The sequence below is a fragment of the Streptomyces sp. NBC_00316 genome (assembly GCF_036158715.1).
In the GTDB taxonomy this organism is placed as follows: Bacteria; Actinomycetota; Actinomycetes; order Streptomycetales; family Streptomycetaceae; genus Streptomyces.
Genome location: NZ_CP108023.1, coordinates 8,249,546 through 8,266,063, shown reverse-complemented (window position 1 = coordinate 8,266,063; position 16,518 = coordinate 8,249,546). Strand labels below are relative to the sequence as shown.

The following is a 16,518-nucleotide window of genomic DNA, read 5'->3' as shown; positions in this document are numbered from 1 at the left end:
CTCCTCGTCAGGGGACGGGCGGGACGTCGGCGCTGCGGCGGGCCGTGTGCAGCAGGGGGGCCCAGGCGACGGTGTCCGTGAAGTCGCCGGTGCCGGCCGGGACGGTGTCCATCACGACGCGGTCGGGGCGCAGCAGGACGGCGCCGGCACGGCCGCGTGCCAGCCAGCCGGCCACGGTGCCGTCGTCGCCCAGGTCGTCGACGTGGATCGTCTGGGCACCCAGTGCCGTGGCCACGGCAGTCATCTGCGCCGTGGGCGGCACAGCGGTCAGGACGGCGAAGGAGCCCCCGAGGACGTCATCGAGGCGCACTCGCCTGCCGTCGTGCCGTACCCAGGGCTGCGGGCAGAAGGTGCCGGCCAGCACGCGGCCGGTCAGCCTGGGGCGGCGCCGTACGAGTGGACCGGCGGTCAGGGCGGGGCTGAGGTCACGGCTCACCGCCTCGGTCACGCCAGGGATGCGACAGACCGCGCCCACCACGGCCCGGCGGAACGCCGCAGCGCGGTCCTGCCCGCCGGTCATGGCCCAGCCAACGGCGACCGCCACGCGGATCACATGGCGCGCGTGCGGCTTGCGCTCGCGTTCATAGGTGTCCAGCAGCCCCTCGGGTGCGCCCTGTTGGAGAACGCCGGCGAGCTTCCAGGTGAGGTTGTAGGCATCGCGCAGGCCCGCGCACAGCCCCTGCCCGACGAAGGGCGGGGTGAGGTGGGCGGCGTCGCCCAGCAGGAAGACACGCCCCCTGCGCCACCGGTCGGCGAGACGGGCCCGGAAGGTGTACTGCGCCTGCCGTACCACCTCGAAGTCGTCGCCCTGCGAGGCCGGCAGGTCCACCCAGGGGGCGACCAGCTCGCGCAGGCGCTCCCATCCGTCCGGGCCGTCCAGGTTCTGGTCGTCGGCCAGCCGGAACTCCCAGCGGTAGCGGTCCTCGCCGACGCGCATGAAGGTGGCCGGCCGGGTAGGGGAGCAGATCTGCTCGGCGCCTTCCCAGGTGCGCACCGGGAGGCTGGTGCGCACGTCGATGACCCGCCAGCTCTCCTCGAAGTGCAGGTCCTCCCAGTCGGTGCCGATGGCGTCACGGGTGAGACTGCCCGCACCGTCGCAGCCGAGGACGGCATCGGCCCACAGGTGTTCCTCCTCGTCGCTGCCGTCGCGACGGAAGGTGACCCGGACCGGACCCGGCGGATCGTTCGCTCCGTCCGCGTCCTGGGTGACGGACACGGCCTCCACCCCGCTCCACAGCTCGCACTCCGGGCGACGCGCCAAGGCGTCACGCAGCAGGCGTTCCAGCTCGGGCTGGTTGAACATGCTCAGCTGTGGGAAGCCGTGGAGTCCGTGCATGGACCGCGGGAATTCGGTGATCACGCGGCGCTGGGCGTCCAGCAGCCGCAGCCCGGGCGCCGGGCGGGCGAGGGCGGCGAATTCCTCGTGGACACCGACGCTCTGCAGGATCCGGCGGATCTCGTCGTCCACGACGACGGCGCGCGGCAGGGGGTAGATGTCCCGGTGGCGTTCGAGGATCAAGCTGCGCACTCCGTGCTGGGCGAGCAGCAGGCCGGCCATGACCCCCACGGGTCCCGCACCGATGATCACCACCGGTCGCCGGGATGCGGCCTTCATGATGCGTCCGTAACGGGGGTCCGCTGCTCGCCGAGGTCGATCCGCCCGTCCGGGGCGGCGATCGTGGCGGTGATGAGGTCACCGTTGCGCAGGTAACGGGGGTTCTTGGCCTGGCCCTTGAAGAACGCCTTCCACTTCAGTGCGGGCGGCAGCAGCGCAGCGATCTTCTCGGCCGCCTTGGGCGGGGCCTTCAGGGCCGTGCCGCCGGGAGTGCCGGTCAGCAGCAGGTCGCCCGGGTCGAGGGTCTGGAAGCGGGCGAGCAGGGTGAGCGCCTCTGCGGGCCGTACGATCATGTCGGCCAGCGTGCGGTCCTGGCGCGACACGCCGTTGACCGACAGCCGCAGCCGCAGGTTCAGCAGATGGGCGAAGTCCTCGGGCTCCAGCAGGGCCAGGTACGGCCCCGTCGGCGTGAAGGTCGGATAGGACTTGCTCTCGTAGAACTGGGTCTTGGTCAGCTGGACGTCGCGGGCGCTGACGTCGTTGGTCAGGACAAGGCCGGCGACGTAGCGCGGCAGGTCCTGCTCGTCGACGACGGTGCCCACGGGCAGGGTGGCGCCCATGACGAGGCCGAGTTCCACCTCGTAGTCGAGGAACTTCACGTGCACGGGACGGATGATCGCGTCATGGGGGCCGTTGACCGAGCCGGACGCCTTGCGGAAGAAGGTGGGCGGGATGTCGCCGGTGAAGCCCGAATCCTTGGCGTGGCTGCGGTAGTTGACCATCTGGGCGACCACCCGGCAGGGGGTGGTTACCGGAGGCAGCGCCACCAGGTCGGCGACGGGCGTGCCGCTCTCGGCGGAGGCGGCGGCCTCGCGGACCGCGTCCCGGTCGGCGAGCAGCTCGGCGGTGGTGGCCGCCTTGGTCTCGACGCGGACGGCGCGTTCGTCCCGGACGACCCACCAGCCGTCGGTGGTGCGCAGAACATTGGTGCTCATGAGCTCATCGCTTTCATCAGGCCCAGCAGGCGTGCGGGATCGAGTTCGTTGTCGCCACGCAGGGCCGTCATGACCTCGCGCAGCTTGGCGGGGGACGGGGTGGCGCCCAGGAAGTCGCGGGTGACCGGCGGGCCCCACTGGGCCAGGCCGCTCGCCGACATCGGGGCCCAGCCGGGCTCCAGGTCGCATGAGAACAGGTCGCCGTCGGCGAAGTGCTCCAGCATGAAGTGGTCGGGGTCGCGCCAGTAGTCGAACAGCTGGCTGCCCTGGATGTGCCGGCCGATGCCCCAGCTGCGCTTGTAGCCGCGCTCGGCCAAGTACTCTCCGCCGGCGCCGATCGCGTCCAGGTCGGTGACCTGGTAGGCGGAGTGGACGTAGCCGGCTCCGGGCCCCAGGTGCAGGGCCAGCGTGTGGTGATCCACGGCCACGCTCCCCTGGTCGCACCGGATGAACGCCATCGTCGGCCCGCGCCCGCGCTGCCCGTCCAGGAACAGGAAGTCGGACACGATCATCCCGAGGGTGTCCAGGTACCAGTCCAGGGTGCGGGCGAAAAGGCTTGTCTCCAGCACCACATGGCCCAGCCGCTGGATACGGGACGGCTCACGGGGCGGACGCTGGGTGGCGTTCGTACGGCGGTGATCGGTACCGAAGTTGAGGATCAGCGGCTCCTGCTCGGGCAGCGCGGGCAGCTGCTCGGTGCAGTGCACGACCCGGACCGGCAGACCCGAGGGATCAAGCAGAGCGACCGACTGCCCACCGCCCGGTACTTCGATGTCCCGGACGGTACTGCCGGTAGCGCGGGCCAGCCGGTCGAGGTCGGCCCGCTCGGTCGCGCGGAACGCCGGTCCGATGAAGCGGGACGTGGACCCCTTGCGGATCACCATGCACGGTGAGCCGGCGAACGTGCCCCGCAACCACAGCTCGTGCTCGGTGCGGGCGGCGATCGCGAAGCCGAAGTCACGGGCGAAGACCTCGGCCCGGTCCAGGGCGGGCTTCTCGAACTCCAGCCACGCCAGATCCGCCACCTTGATCACGGGATTCCGAGAACGTCCGGGGCGCTCTCCGCGCAGGGCGCCCAGCTCACTGTGGAGGTCTTGGTGGGGCGTCTGGGGGGCGGCCCTGTTAACGGGGGTGTGGGACATGGTGTCCTCCAAGCAACATTGCTGTAATGAGGAAATCATCAACTTTGCCGGAACCATCGTCAATAGAGTGGAGTCAAATAATTGATGATCTCATCAGTAATGGCAGACTCATCGCGGCGGTTGTTACACTCGCCGTATGCCGACGTCAGCCCCGTCAAAGAACCGCTTCGAGCGGCGCCGTGCCGAGACCCGTCAGGCGCTCGTCCGTGCGGCCCGGCAGATCCTCGCGGAGACCGGGGACACCAGCGCCAGCATCCAAGCCATCGCCGAGCGCGCGGACGTCGGTTTCGGCTCCTTCTACAACCACTTCGAGTCCAAGACGGAGCTGTTCGACGCCGCGGTGACAGACGCCCTGGACGAGTTCGGGCAGGTCATCGACGAGCGCGTACAAGGAATCGACGACCCGGCCGAGCTCGTCGCGGCGGGCTTCCGGCTCACCGCCCAGATGGCCGACTCCCACCCTGAGCTCATGCGGATCCTGCGTGACCGCGGTCTGGCCCAGATCCACACCGACCGCGGCCTCGCCCCTCGAGCCCTGCGCGACCTGGAGACCGGCATCGCCTCGGGCCGCTTCACCTGCACCAACCCGACCACCGCCCTGTCCGCCCTCGGCGGGACCCTGCTGTCCCTCGTGGCGCTGCGGCTGGCCCGCCCCGACGTCGATGGCGACGAGGCCGCCTCGGACCTGGCCGAGATGGTCCTGCGCATGCTCGGCGTCCCGCCGGACGACGCCCACCAGGTGACCCGGCGGCCGCTGCCCGACCTCAGTTGACCCGGAGCACCGGCTGCGCCAGGACCGTGGACACCGGAAAGCGCCGGGCGCCACCCCGTCCGCCGGTGGCCGCGCGGACCGTCGTCCTCGACCTCGACCAGCCCGTGAGGCCGGGCTCCTCCCGGACACCGCGCGGCCAGATGCGGCCGGCTGAGGCTTCGCGGTCCACCAGGACGGCGTAACGTCGTCACTGTGGACTTCACCGCGGACAGTCTCCTGTCCCGCGCTGCGCATGAACTCAGCCCGCGAGCGGACGAGGTGATCCACGACGTAGAGCAATGCCTGCGGCGCGAGGTCCCCGAGCTGTGGGACGAACCGGACATCGCACGGATGACGCGTGAGAACGTCGCCGAGCACGTCATCACCATGCTTTTCGGTATCGAGCACGACATCGAGCCAAGGCGGATCGATCCGCCGGCCGGCGACGCAGAGCGCGTGCGTCGGCTGGCTCAGCGCGGGAAGCCGGTCACAGCGATGCTGCGCGCCTTCCGGCTCGCGCAGGGCCATATCCTCGATCGGCTACTCGAAGAGCTGCCCCGGCTCACCAGCGATGCAGAGCCGATCACCGCGGCGACACGCAAGCTGATCGCACTGTCGACCGAGTACACGGACCACACATCGGAGACGGGCGTCCTGGCTTTCCAGGAGCAGCGGGATCGCCAGGTGCAGTGGCGGCTGTCGGTGGTGAACGAGGCGAGCGTACGCGTCGGAACGACCCTGGACATCGCCCGCACCGCCCAGGAGTTGGCGGACCTGGCCACCGAGCACCTCGCCGACGCCGTCACGGTCGACCTCCTCGACACGTCTTCCGGTGAGGAGCCTCCTGCGAAGGGCGCACTCGTGGTCCACCGGGTCGCCCAGCGGTCGGTGATGGTCGGTTTCCCGGAGACGGCCTACCCGGAAGCGATCTACGGGGAATCGTCAGTTCCGCCGCAGCAGCTCCACAGGTATCCGGACGGATCCCCAACGGCTCGCGCCCTGGTCACCGGCCGGCCCTCACGGCACCACCTCGGCCCGTCCGCATCAATGCTGCTGGTACCGCTGTGCGCCCGTGGCGCCACGCTGGGTGTCGCTCAGTTCTTCCGTCACCACAAGCCCGACGCGTACGGGGACGAGGACCTGCTCCTCGCCCAGGAGATCGCAGCCAGGGCAGCGGTGGCCATCGACAACGCCCGCCGATACACGCACGCGCGCGCCACCGCCCTCGCCCTCCAGTGCAGTCTGCTCCCGCGTAGTACACCTGTGCAGTCCGCGGTGGAGGTCGCCTGCCGCTACCTGCCTGCCGCCGCCGAGCTCGGCGTGGGCGGCGACTGGTACGACGTCATCCAGCTGTCCGGTGCCCGGGTCGCACTCGTGGTGGGCGACGTGGTCGGCCACGGCATCCACGCCTCCGCCACCATGGGCCGGCTGCGGACCGCCGTGCGCACCCTCGCCGACATCGACCTGCCGCCCGACGAACTCCTCACCCACCTGGACGACGTCGTCATCCGCCTGTCCGCCGAAGTCTCTTCCGAAGTCTCTGACCAGACGGACACCGAATCCGCGGGTGACATCGGGGCCACCTGCCTGTATGCCATATACGATCCCGTCGCCGGCTGCTGCACCCTCGCCCGCGCGGGCCACGTGCTGCCCACCGTGATGACCCGGGACGGCACCGCCGACATCCTCGAGCTGCCCGCCGGCCCGCCACTCGGCCTGGGCGGCCTGCCGTTCGAGTCGGCGGAGATCGACCTGCCCGAGGGCAGCCTCATCGCCCTCTACACCGATGGCCTGATCGAGGCCCTCGACCACGACATCGAGGCGGGCCTCACCCGACTGCGCCACGCCCTCGCGCAGTCCTCCACCTCCCTGGAAGCGACCTGCGACACCGTCCTCGAAACGCTGCTGCCCGCAGACCGACCGCACGACGACGTGGCACTCCTCCTGGCCCGCACCCACACCCTCGGGGACAGCCAGGTCGCCACCTGGGACGTGGATGCCGACCCGGCCGAGGTCGCCCGGGTCAGAGCGAGCGTCTCCGAACAGCTGACCACCTGGGGACTGGAGGAACTCGACTTCACCACCGAACTGGTCGTCAGTGAACTGGTCACCAACGCCATCCGTTACGGCCGGCCTCCCATCCAGCTGCGTCTCATCCACGATCGCACCCTCATGTGCGAGGTCGCGGATGCCGGCAGCACGACGCCGCACCTGCGCCGGGCCCGTGTTTTCGACGAGGGCGGGCGAGGTCTGTTCCTCGTCGCCCAACTCGCCGAGCACTGGGGAACGCGCCATGCCCGCCGTGGCAAGACGGTCTGGGCGGAGTGCGCCCCGGGCACGCCGGAGCTCTTCTCGAACGCGGCAGCACTGGACGTGGAGGGTCTTCCTCAGGTCGTATGAGCATCAACTCCCCCGGCCCGCCGAGACGATCGCGAGGTTTTTTGCCCCGCCCGGGCCGTGCGGACCTGGCCCTCGGCCGATGGTGAATGAGGTCGCGCCGCTGATCGCACGAGGCCCGGCCCCGCATCGCTGAGAAGCTGGGCATCAGTCCCGGTGGCCGGCCTCACCGCAGGCTCGAGTCGTCCCCGGGGCACAGGCCCCGGTCGACCGGGGGAGGGAAGATCCTCGCCCACATCGGGATCCCGGAGGCCTGGTCGTTCCACATGACCTTGTCCTGCTCACGTGCTCCGTTCTGCTTCAGAGAAGCCGGTTCTGACACCCGGGTACGGGTCGTCAGCAGCGGCCCCGCAGTCCGCAGCGGAAGGAGTCACCTGAATCTCCACTTCGGCGTGGCGCTCACCGGGAAACCTCGCGTTCCGTTCCTCCCGCGGCGGCCCGTACATCGGTGCGGCCCGCCCAGAGGTGGCTCGCGTTGCCCGACTTCACCTGCCCCGGAGTCGGTATGCGCCAGACCTGGATACCGGGAAGCCGTGGGCGCCGGTGCCCCCTCAGGCACCGGCGCCCACTCACCCCTGCCCGAGGTGATCTTGATGAACTTTCTGTTCAGTTATCAGGGGACGAGGATGAGGCGGATCGGGTCGCCGATCTTGTTCTCCAGCCGGTTGACCGCGTCGGCGGCCTCGGCGAGCGGGATGTGGTCGGTGATGGAGGGGGCCAGGTCGAGACGGCCGACCCCGGCCAGCCGGACCAGCTCGGTGACGGACTCGGGGCTGCCGCCGTAGTGGCCGCGCACCTGCTTGCCCAGGTAGTTGAAGGTCAGGCCCTCGGTGATGGTGAGGGGGCTGGGGCTGATGCCGACCAGGATGAGGGAGCCGCCCAGGCCGAGTGCGGCGGCGGCCTGCTCGCGGACGGCGGGCACGCCGGCGCAGTCGAAGGCGAAGTCGAGGCCTCGTCCGGCGGTGGCCGCGCGGACCTGGTCGGCGAAGTCGTCGGCGGCCGGGTCGAGGGCGAAGTCCGCGCCGAAGGCCAGGGCACGTTCGCGGGCGCTGGGCAGCGGGTCGACGGCGATGATCGGCGCGGCGCCGACCAGGCGGGCGAGGCGTACGTTGTGCGCGCCGACACCGCCCACGCCCCAGACGCCGACGGACTGGGCGGGGCGTACGCCCGCGGTGGTGACAACGGCGGCGTAGGGGGTGGAGACCGCGTCGGGGATGATCGCGGCCTGATCGAAGGGGAGGTTGTCGGGGATGGGGATGAGGGTGTCCTCGCGGGCGACGGTGTACTGGGCCCAGCCGCCGTCGTAGTCGATGCCGGCGGTGCGCATCTGGGTGCAGGGGCGGCTGCGCACGCAGCCGGCGCACTGGCCGCAGGTCTTGCCGGCCTCCAGGGTGACGCGGGTGCCGACGGTCAGGCCGCGCTTGAGGTCGGGGCCGAGGGTGTGGATCACACCGGCGACCTCGTGGCCGACGGTGACCGTGTCGGAGGTGGCGAACAGCGGGACGAGGGAGCCGTCGAGCAGGTGAACGTCCGACAGGCAGACGCCTGCGGCCTTCACCTCGATCAGGATTTCACCCGGGCCCGGAACGGGGACGGGGACCTCCTCCACGGCGAACTTCTTGCTGTCCAGGTGGAAGCGTCCGGCGAGCATGGTGTCCATGAGGATCTGCTTTCTGAGAGCGGCATCCCGGCAGGTAGGGCCGATGGGTGCCATGTGGTGACTCGGGGTGAGGGGTGGCCGGGAGGCGCGCGGGGCAACAGGTCCGCCGCACGCCTCCCGGAGTTCGGGGGATCAGGCGAAGACGTCCTGCTGGTAGCGCTCGTCGGCTTCGAGCTGGGCGAGCCACTGCTGGGCGGCCTCGTCGTCGCTGCCGGTCCGCTCGCGGTAGATCGCGGAGAGCGCCTCGCGCACCGCGGGTGCCATGCGGCGGCCGTCACCGCAGACGTAGAGGTACGCGCCGTCCTGGATGGCCTGCCACACGGTGTCGGCGGCGTTGGCGATGGCGTTCTGGACGAACCGGGCCAGGTGGCCGGTCACCGCGGAGTAGGCGGTGTGGACCTGGGCGATCCCGGTCTGCTCCCAGTCCTGCATCTCCTGCCGGTAGAAGTAGTCGTGCTCCGGGTGACGGCAGCCGACGAAGACCTGCGACAGGCCCACCTCGATGCCGTTCCCCTGCTGCGAGGCGCGCTCCTCCAGGAAGCCGCGCAGGGGCGCGATGCCGGTGCCGGGGCCGATGAGGATCAGCGGCGTGGCGGGGTCGGCCGGCGGGGCGAAGGTCGGGGAGGGCACGCGCACGTAGCCGTAGAAGACGTCTCCGGGCTTGAGGCCTGCGATGTAGGAGGAGCAGGTGCCGCGGTACTGGCCGTCGCCGGACAGGGCCGGGCCTTCCAGCAGGCCGACGGTCAGCCGCACCTGGCGCGGGTTGGCCAGCGGGGCGGAGGAGATGGAGTAGAAGCGGGGACGGATCGGGCCCATCATCTCCAGGAAGACCGCCAGCGGTAGCTCGACCGCGGGGAAGCGCTCCAGCAGGCCCAGCACGGAGACCCGCTTGCCCAGGATCTCAGTCTGGTAGCGCTCCTCGGATTCGGTGGTGTCGGCCGTGTAGGCCTGCAGCTGCGGCCGGGTCCACGGGCACTCGGTGTGCTCGGCCAGCGTCTGTATCTGGGAGCGGGTAGCCACGTCCTGCAGCTCCAGGAACTCGGTGAGCAGCAGGCCTGCGGTCACGGGGGTGCCCACCGGGAGGTGCGTGCGGCCGCCGGCCGGCAGGTCCAGGCGCAGGACCTGGTCGCGGTCGACGCCGAGGCGGGCGAGGGCGCGGTTGACCAGGGCCGGTTCGTTCTTGGCGAAGACGGCCAGGTGGTTGCCGGTGTCGTAGGTGACGCCGTCGGGGAGCTCGATGGTGATGGACTTCGCGGCCGGGCGCGGCGGCTCGATGCTGAAGTCCCACAGCCCGGTCGCGTCGCTGACGAGTTCCTCGTTGGCGACGACGGTCAGCGAGTAGGCCTGCTCGGAGACGATCGCGGGGCGCACGTCTGCCTCGGTCAGCAGCTGCACCTGGTAGCGCGGGCCGCTCGCCTGGGAGGTGTCGGCGGCGTACTCCTCGGCCAGGGTGGTCCACAGGGTGTCCATCCAGCGAGACGCCATGCCGTCGAAGTCACCGGCCGCATCCGCGATGCCCCGCTCGACCACCGGGGTGGCCCCGGCCGCCAGCAGGCCTGCCTCGATCCGCTTGGGGAAGCCCTGGTAGGTCGCCACCCACTGGGTGTTGCCGGCACCCAGCAGCGCGAACCGCACGTTCGACAGCGAACCCTCCGGCAGACCCGCGGCGAGCAGCTCGTCGAACCGCTGCGCGTTGTCCGGGGCCTTGCCGTTGTAGCTGGAAGCCACGACCACGAGCAGGCCCTCGGTGGGCAGGTTGTCACCCAGCTCGTCCAGGCCGACCAAGGTGGTGCCGAACCCGGAGCGCTCACTGCGGTCGGCGATGGTGCGCGCCAGGTCCTCACACGAGCCCAGGCTGGAGCCGTACGCGACGGTCAGGTTCACACCCACACCACTGACCGCGGCCTGCATCTGCGTGTCGTCCGTCTGCAGGTCCACGGCACCGAACACGGTCCGCTCGTGCTCCCGACGGGCCCGCACCTTCAGCTCGAAGCCACCGGGCTTGCGCGTCAGCGCCTCCTTGACGTCCATCTTGTAGTCGTTGGGGTCGGCGAACTTGAACTTCTGCAGGACCAGCGCGAGGGCCAGACGGGCCTCGGTGAGCGCGAACTGCCGGCCGATGCAGGCACGCACGCCGTTACCGAACGGCTTGTAGGCGTGCGGGTGGTGGTTGACCCGGTTCTCCGGCAGCCACCGCTCGATGTCGAACTCCTCCGGCCGGTCCCACGCCTTGGGGTGGGTGTGCAGCGGGCCCTCGAGGAGGTTGACCCGCGCTCCCTTCTTCAGCTCGTAGCAGCCGCCGATGACGGTGTCCTCGATCGGCGACTTGCCGATCATCGGGATGGGAGCCCACAGGCGCAGGGTCTCCTCCAGGATCCGCGGGATCACGTCCATCTGCATGATCGTGTCGTAGTCCGGGACCGTGTCGCCCGGCAGCAGCCGGTCCACCTCGGCGTAGGCCTGGGCCAGCACCTGCGGGTTACGCATCAGCGAGTACGTGGCGAACGACAGCAGACCACTGGTGGTCTCGTGACCGGCGATCAGAAACGTCAGCACCTGGTCACGGACGTTGTCGTCCTCCAGCCCCTTGCCGGTCTCCGGGTCGGTGGCATCCAGCATCAGACCCAGCAGGTCATCCTCACCGGTGCCCTTCCCCTCATGTCGCTCCTTGATCACACTCTCGACCAGGTCCCGCATCAGCTGGATGTTCGCGCGGTACTTCTTGTCATCGGCCTTGCGCATCTTGGTCATCATCGGCAGCTCCTGCGAGCGCCGCAGCGACTCGATCAGGGCCTCCAGCAGCGCGTTGAGGAAGGGGTGCAGATCCTCCTTGGCGAAGGAGTCGAACCGGTAACCGAACCCCGACAGGGCGATGGTGTCCAGGGTCAGCCGGGTGTAGTCATCGGTGATATTGACTGGCTGGCCCTCCCTGCGCTCCCACTTACCCACCAGATTCTGGGCGATCTCCAGCATCTGCCCGTAGTAGCCCTTCATCGCCCGCTGGCTGAAGGCCGGGAGGAGGACCCGGTGCGCCATGCCCCATTCCTCTTCGTGCTGGTGGGCCGTGAACAGGGCGGCTCCCGCGTAGTCCCGGACATGGGCCAGCGGCGTCTTGTCGATCTGCTTGTAGAACCGCGTCTCGTCGCAGACCTCGGCCACCAGGTCCGGGTCCCAGACGAAGACCTGCTCGATGCCGGCGATCTCCATGCCGTAGAGGCCCTCGGGGAACTGCTTGGACAGCTCGCCGAAGTACTCCACCGGGTTGGTGCTCGGGATCTGCGGCGTGTGGCCGAGGAAGGGAACCCCGCGCGGAGACCGAATGGGTCGCAGGTCGTTCTTGGACTGTGTGCTCATGGCTTGCTCCTTAGGGCAGGGAGGGGATGGGCAAGGGCGCCAATCGATGCCGCGGTGCATCACCGAAACATACGCCGTATGAAAGTAGTACCATACGACGTATGGAACGTCGACTGCAGCCAACCCGCGAGAGCGACCGCCACACCACCGCGTGGCCGAGTTCGCTTCCATACGCTGTACGAAACTGATACCGTAGGGCGCATGGAAAAGGCGAAGCGTCCCCCGCGGGGAACCAGGAAGAGAGAGGTGCCTCTGACCGAGGCCGGGATCTATGTCGCCGCCCTGCGGCTCATCGACGCGGACGGGGTCGATGCGCTCACCATGCGCAAACTCGCGACCGTGCTTGATGCGAACCCGATGTCGCTCTACCACCACGTGCCGAACAAGGACGCCGTACTGCGCGGCGTGGCGAGAATGGTCGGCACCCAGTTCCGCACCGTGACACTGGAGGACGCTCCCTGGCAGGAGCGCATGCGCCTACTCGCCACGGATTTCCGGACGCTGGCGCACCGCCACCCGAAGCTCATGGCCTACTCGTTCAGCCACCAGGCGGACTTCATCCAGCCCGAAGACCCGTTCTGGGTTTCGCTCGCAGCCATCCTGGACGCCGCTGGGGTGCCGCACTCCGAGCTCCCGCAGGTCGCCGCTCTCGTATGCGCCGTCATCACCGGTGTCCTCACCGCCGAGCTCAACGGCGCGCTCCACCAGTGGTCGAGCCTCAAACCCCCCATTGTCGGCGACGACGGGCTCACCCACCCGGACCATGACGAGAACCGCATCTTCCGCCTGGCGCTGGACACGATCATCACGGGTCTGGAGAGCCGACTCGCTGCCGCTGGTGACGGCGCCGGGGCGCCGGCCATTGATTTGCAGTCCTGAAGCGTTGCAGCCTGGGGCCGGCCCGTGGTCGGGCGGCCGCAGGCTGCCGCGCATGAGGAGGCGCCCATCAGATACCGAGATGGCCTTCTTCACGCGGCTGCTGCAGACCGCACCGTGGGCGGCGACCTGATGGCTACACCGTCGGCGGATCCGCGTGCGCGCTCCACGGCCCACCCTGCCCCACGCCACCTCGCGCTCAGTCTTGCTGCTGGTTCGCGCCTGGATGGTGTGCGTGGTCCCTGATCTCGTGCGGTCCGAGGAACCGCAGCGTCCGGCAGTGGCCAGGGCCTGGACGCTGCCGTGCGGCTCGCTCGCACTGCGGACGACGACCCTGCGCATGACTGGGTGGGCCGAGCTGCAGATGCGGCAGCGGCCTGGCGCACGGTGCCGCCGGTACGTGTTCACCCCCGGGTCGGCCGGGCCTCCATGTCACCGGGCGTCGGCCACCCGTAATGACGGGCACTCAACCGGGTCTTCGGCAACTGCAGCCGTCCCCCGACCTCGCCGATCTCGTCCATGCCCGTTGCCGTCCGGCGAGCGCCTCGGCGGAGTTACGCAGCGTTCTGACACGTACGAGAAGGTCGTCGCAGACTTCGAGCGGCTCAGTACCTGTCACCGCAAGGGTGAGGCGGCAGTGGGCGTCAGCACGGACTCGGCGACGCCGACAATCTGGCTGATATCGAAACCCTCCATGTCCGCGCGGAATTCGGGGCTGGACAGGTACGCCCCCAGCCGCTCCAGAACGTCGTCGGCGTCCCGGTAAGGAAACGAGGGCGTACAGCTGGGGCGTCACACTCTCGGAACCCGCGGGCACGGTCCAGACGCCGTGTGTGGAGACCCTGTGTTTGGCCACACCGGGAATGCGTTTGGCCCAGATGGTCTCGTAGGCGACGAGCGCCTCAGGGCTGCGCAGTGTGTGGACACGAAGCTGGTACCGGGACATGAACTCTCAATCCTTCTCTTCCGTGGCGCGGGAAAAAGTCCCCCATCCGCAAGCCAGTTGGGAAGCTTCTCTCAGCCTTTCGCGAACGGGTTCGCCAGTTCGAGGTTCCAGTCGATGTGTCCGGACTCGGTACCCCGCGGCACCAGCGCCTCCGTGTGCTCCAGGAAGGTCCTGATGTCCCGCACGGGAAACTCGAGCAAGGCGGCGTCCGCGGGAGACCCGAGGGCGATGCACATCGCTTCGCCACCACGACCAACGGCCGGCCAGATCCGGCTGTCCCCACTGCTTGCGGAACCTCTCAGGCCATCGGCCAGAAGATCAGGCCTCAGGACCCAATCGGCCGGCTCCTCAGTGACGGTGAGAAAGACGGCACGGACGACGTGGGGATCGGTGGGCTCGTAACGCAGACTCATGCACCTGGACAGCGAGTTGGTGCACGAGATGACAGGCTCCACAGCCAACGCCTATATCACGGTCTCCAAAGACTCCATCACCTTCTCACTCCAAGGTGTCTCCACCTCGACTGCGCGGCTCATCTCATCCCGGCCGTCGTGGCGCGAGCCACGGATCTCGTCCCGGGAGTAGCGCTGCTCGAGCAGGTAGCCGACTCGGCGGTAGTCGCCGGCGCTGACGCCGGCGGTCGGGCGCTGGACGTGCGCGGATGCAGAAGTCTCGACCGACGTGGTGATCCCGGCGCCAAGAACAGCGGCACTCACGAACGCCACGGAGGAAGCGGTGACGGCAGCAACACACCTCGTGAGATTTTTCATGACCTTTCCTTCCTGATTGGTGCCATCGGCTACATCTAGGCGATGTGCGGCGCCTGGCACGATCCGAGCAATCCCTTCCATACGACGTACGGAAGTACCCTCCCAGGTTTACCATACGACGTATGGAACTGTCGAGACGGCGAAAGTGGCCCGCACGGCCGACAGGGGCATGGACAGGTCGCCGTCCTCGCCCAGACCGCGCCTGCCGCCTGGACGAAGTCCGCCCGGCCTTCGAGAAGATGCTCACCCGAACCGACTGTCTCGGGCTCTGCACCGAGGAGATCAGCCACACCGGCGAACCACTTGCCAGCCACCCCCGGCGTTCATTCGTCTTCTCCGCATCGGCGCGGCCTTCGGACTCGACCACGTCGTGGGCTGAACCCTCGCCCCTGAGGGACGAGCTGCCCGGGATTTCCGTCTCCGGAGCGGTGGCATGCGGGCGCCCGGGTCCGGCCCCATGCTGGAAACGAGGGGGTGGGACAACGGAGGGAGTGGTGGGGATGCAGACCGTTGTGGACCTCACGCGCTGCCAGGGCTATGCGCAATGCGCATTCCTCGCGCCAGAGGTATTCGAGCTGCACGGTGAAGAGGGATTGCTGTACGCCACGGCCGTCCCCGACGACCAGGTCGAGCGCGTGCGCCAGGCCGCGGCGGCGTGCCCGGTGCAGGCGATCCTCCTCGGTGAGGAGGTGAGCGCCGGTGCCCGGTGACCTCAAGGACGGCCGCATCGTCATCGTCGGCGCGTCGCTGGCCGGACTCAGGGCCGCGGAGACGCTGCGCGAGGAGGGCTTCACCGGATCACTCACCGTGGTCGGGGACGAGCCCCACCCGCCCTACGACCGCCCACCACTGTCCAAACAGGTACTGCTCGGCCAGGCGACGGCGGACACCACCGGGCTGCCGATGCGCCAGGACCCGAACGCCGACTGGCGGCTGGGCGTGCGCGCCACCGGCGTGGACCAGCTCGCGAAACAGGTGCTGCTGGAGGATGGCGAGTCACTGCCGTACGACCGGCTACTGATCGCCACCGGGACCCGCGCGCGGCCCTGGCCCAACCCGGAGGAAGCCGCCCTGAACGGGGTGTTCACCCTGCGCACCCGAGAGGACGCCGGGGGGCTGGCCCAGCGGCTGGCCGCCGGGCCGGAGCGCGTGCTGGTGATCGGCGGCGGCTTCACGGGCTCGGAGATCGCCTCGGCCTGCCGGGAACGGGGACTGGAGGTCACGGTCGCCGAACGCGGCCCCGCACCCCTGGTGGGCGCGCTCGGTGGCACCCTGTCCAAGCTCGCGGCTGTCATGCAACGCAACCACGGCGTGGACCTGCGCTGCGGGGTGACGGTCACCGCCCTGCTCGGGAACGGTAGCTTCACCGGTGCGGAGTTGTCCGACGGTAGCCGTGTCGACGCGGACGTGTGCGTCGTGGCGTTGGGGGCGGTCCGCAACGTCGAGTGGCTGGCGGAGTCCGGGCTGGCGGCAGGCCCGCGCGGGATCGCCTGCGACGCCGGCTGCCGGGCCTTCAACATGTACGGGATCGTCACCGACGACATATTCGTGGCCGGGGACGTCTCCCGCTTCCCCCACCCGCTGTTCGGCTACCAGCTGCTCTCCCTGGAACACTGGGGAAACGCGGTCGAGCAGGCCGAGGTGGCGGCACACAACATGGTCAACCCGGGGCCCCTGCAGCGCCCGCACCTGGCCGTCCCGTCGTTCTGGTCGACCCAGTTCGGGCTCAACATCAAGTCGGTGGGCGTACCCACCTATTCCGACCACGTGGTCATCGCCCAGGGCTCTCTGGAGGCGCGCCGTCTGGCGATGGTCTACGGCTTCCAAGGACGGGTCACCGCCGCGGTCACGGTCGACATGGCCAAGTCGCTCGACTACTACAAGCACCTGATCGAGACAGCCGCTCCGTTCCCACCCCCGCCCGGCTCGGCAGACCGTGCGATCGCGGCCGACATCACGCTTCCCTCAGACGTGCCGGATCCGAAGGGGCTGTCCCACGGCCCCACTGTGGCGCTCACCGGTTACCTGCCCGATCGCCGACTGACCGTGGTGCAACCCACCGGCTGACCCAC

General features: G+C 69.5%; 13 protein-coding genes. 5 read left to right on the top strand and 8 right to left on the bottom strand.

Annotated elements, in window-relative coordinates:
• Window positions 1-7: 7 nt before the first annotated feature.
• From mhpA to OG878_RS36935, 3 genes are read right to left on the bottom strand one after another with little or no spacing between them, the layout of a single operon-like run.
• Complete coding sequence (gene mhpA / locus OG878_RS36945; RefSeq protein ID WP_328890810.1) at window positions 8-1,615, bottom strand: bifunctional 3-(3-hydroxy-phenyl)propionate/3-hydroxycinnamic acid hydroxylase MhpA; 1,608 nt, start codon at window positions 1,613-1,615, stop codon at window positions 8-10.
• Entirely contained in the window at window positions 1,612-2,550 is a 939-nt protein-coding gene (locus OG878_RS36940; RefSeq protein WP_328890809.1) for a fumarylacetoacetate hydrolase family protein, read from the bottom strand. Before OG878_RS36940 ends, mhpA begins: the two co-directional genes overlap by 4 nt.
• Entirely contained in the window at window positions 2,547-3,692 is a 1,146-nt protein-coding gene (locus tag OG878_RS36935) for a VOC family protein (RefSeq protein ID WP_328890808.1), read from the bottom strand. The genes OG878_RS36940 and OG878_RS36935 overlap by 4 nt, the downstream gene beginning before the upstream one ends.
• A 136-nt stretch (window positions 3,693-3,828) precedes the next feature.
• Here OG878_RS36935 and OG878_RS36930 point away from each other — a divergent pair, with 136 nt between their 5' ends.
• Entirely contained in the window at window positions 3,829-4,464 is a 636-nt protein-coding gene (locus OG878_RS36930; RefSeq protein WP_328890807.1) for a TetR/AcrR family transcriptional regulator, read from the top strand.
• Between the two features lie 192 nt (window positions 4,465-4,656).
• On the top strand, window positions 4,657-6,843 hold the full coding sequence (locus OG878_RS36925) for an ATP-binding SpoIIE family protein phosphatase (RefSeq protein ID WP_328890806.1): 2,187 nt from the start codon (window positions 4,657-4,659) through the stop codon (window positions 6,841-6,843).
• A gap of 610 nt (window positions 6,844-7,453) precedes the next feature.
• Here OG878_RS36925 and OG878_RS36920 read toward each other — a convergent pair.
• Together OG878_RS36920 and OG878_RS36915 are read right to left on the bottom strand one after the other, a co-directional pair.
• The gene (locus OG878_RS36920) at window positions 7,454-8,500 is read right to left on the bottom strand and encodes a zinc-binding dehydrogenase (protein WP_328890805.1); all 1,047 of its coding nucleotides are present in this window, start codon (window positions 8,498-8,500) and stop codon (window positions 7,454-7,456) included.
• 132 nt (window positions 8,501-8,632) lie between these two features.
• On the bottom strand, window positions 8,633-11,854 hold the full coding sequence (locus OG878_RS36915) for a bifunctional cytochrome P450/NADPH--P450 reductase (protein ID WP_328890804.1): 3,222 nt from the start codon (window positions 11,852-11,854) through the stop codon (window positions 8,633-8,635).
• 246 nt (window positions 11,855-12,100) lie between these two features.
• On the opposite strand from OG878_RS36915, the gene OG878_RS36910 reads away from it, so the two are divergent.
• The gene (locus OG878_RS36910; protein WP_328890803.1) at window positions 12,101-12,733 is read left to right on the top strand and encodes a TetR/AcrR family transcriptional regulator; all 633 of its coding nucleotides are present in this window, start codon (window positions 12,101-12,103) and stop codon (window positions 12,731-12,733) included.
• Window positions 12,734-13,196: 463 nt separating this feature from the next.
• On the opposite strand, the gene OG878_RS42430 is transcribed toward OG878_RS36910, so the two are convergent.
• From OG878_RS42430 to OG878_RS36900, 3 genes are all read right to left on the bottom strand, one after another.
• Window positions 13,197-13,676, bottom strand: coding sequence for an NIPSNAP family protein (locus OG878_RS42430; protein ID WP_443049213.1), 480 nt, complete (start codon window positions 13,674-13,676; stop codon window positions 13,197-13,199).
• Between the two features lie 71 nt (window positions 13,677-13,747).
• Entirely contained in the window at window positions 13,748-14,089 is a 342-nt protein-coding gene (locus OG878_RS36905; protein ID WP_328890802.1) for an SsgA family sporulation/cell division regulator, read from the bottom strand.
• A gap of 51 nt (window positions 14,090-14,140) precedes the next feature.
• Entirely contained in the window at window positions 14,141-14,527 is a 387-nt protein-coding gene (locus OG878_RS36900) for a hypothetical protein (protein ID WP_328890801.1), read from the bottom strand.
• A 419-nt stretch (window positions 14,528-14,946) separates the two neighbouring features.
• Between OG878_RS36900 and OG878_RS36895 the strand changes: the two genes are divergently transcribed.
• A complete protein-coding gene (locus OG878_RS36895; RefSeq protein ID WP_328890800.1) occupies window positions 14,947-15,156 on the top strand; it encodes a ferredoxin in 210 nt (69 codons plus the stop codon).
• A complete protein-coding gene (locus OG878_RS36890; protein ID WP_328890799.1) occupies window positions 15,146-16,513 on the top strand; it encodes an NAD(P)/FAD-dependent oxidoreductase in 1,368 nt (455 codons plus the stop codon). The genes OG878_RS36895 and OG878_RS36890 overlap by 11 nt, the downstream gene beginning before the upstream one ends.
• Window positions 16,514-16,518: the final 5 nt, after the last annotated feature.

What these genes read in the sequence shown, in the direction of transcription:
- OG878_RS36895 (WP_328890800.1), top strand. Translation starts at nt 14,947, where the DNA reads ATGCAGACCGTTGTGGACCTCACGCGCTGCCAGGGCTATGCGCAATGC.
- OG878_RS36920 (WP_328890805.1), bottom strand. Translation starts at nt 8,500, where the DNA reads ATGGACACCATGCTCGCCGGACGCTTCCACCTGGACAGCAAGAAGTTC.
- OG878_RS36935 (WP_328890808.1), bottom strand. Translation starts at nt 3,692, where the DNA reads ATGTCCCACACCCCCGTTAACAGGGCCGCCCCCCAGACGCCCCACCAA.
- OG878_RS36900 (WP_328890801.1), bottom strand. Translation starts at nt 14,527, where the DNA reads ATGGAAGGGATTGCTCGGATCGTGCCAGGCGCCGCACATCGCCTAGAT.
- OG878_RS36915 (WP_328890804.1), bottom strand. Translation starts at nt 11,854, where the DNA reads ATGAGCACACAGTCCAAGAACGACCTGCGACCCATTCGGTCTCCGCGC.
- mhpA (WP_328890810.1), bottom strand. Translation starts at nt 1,615, where the DNA reads ATGAAGGCCGCATCCCGGCGACCGGTGGTGATCATCGGTGCGGGACCC.
- OG878_RS36905 (WP_328890802.1), bottom strand. Translation starts at nt 14,089, where the DNA reads ATGAGTCTGCGTTACGAGCCCACCGATCCCCACGTCGTCCGTGCCGTC.
- OG878_RS36930 (WP_328890807.1), top strand. Translation starts at nt 3,829, where the DNA reads ATGCCGACGTCAGCCCCGTCAAAGAACCGCTTCGAGCGGCGCCGTGCC.
- OG878_RS42430 (WP_443049213.1), bottom strand. Translation starts at nt 13,676, where the DNA reads ATGTCCCGGTACCAGCTTCGTGTCCACACACTGCGCAGCCCTGAGGCG.
- OG878_RS36940 (WP_328890809.1), bottom strand. Translation starts at nt 2,550, where the DNA reads ATGAGCACCAATGTTCTGCGCACCACCGACGGCTGGTGGGTCGTCCGG.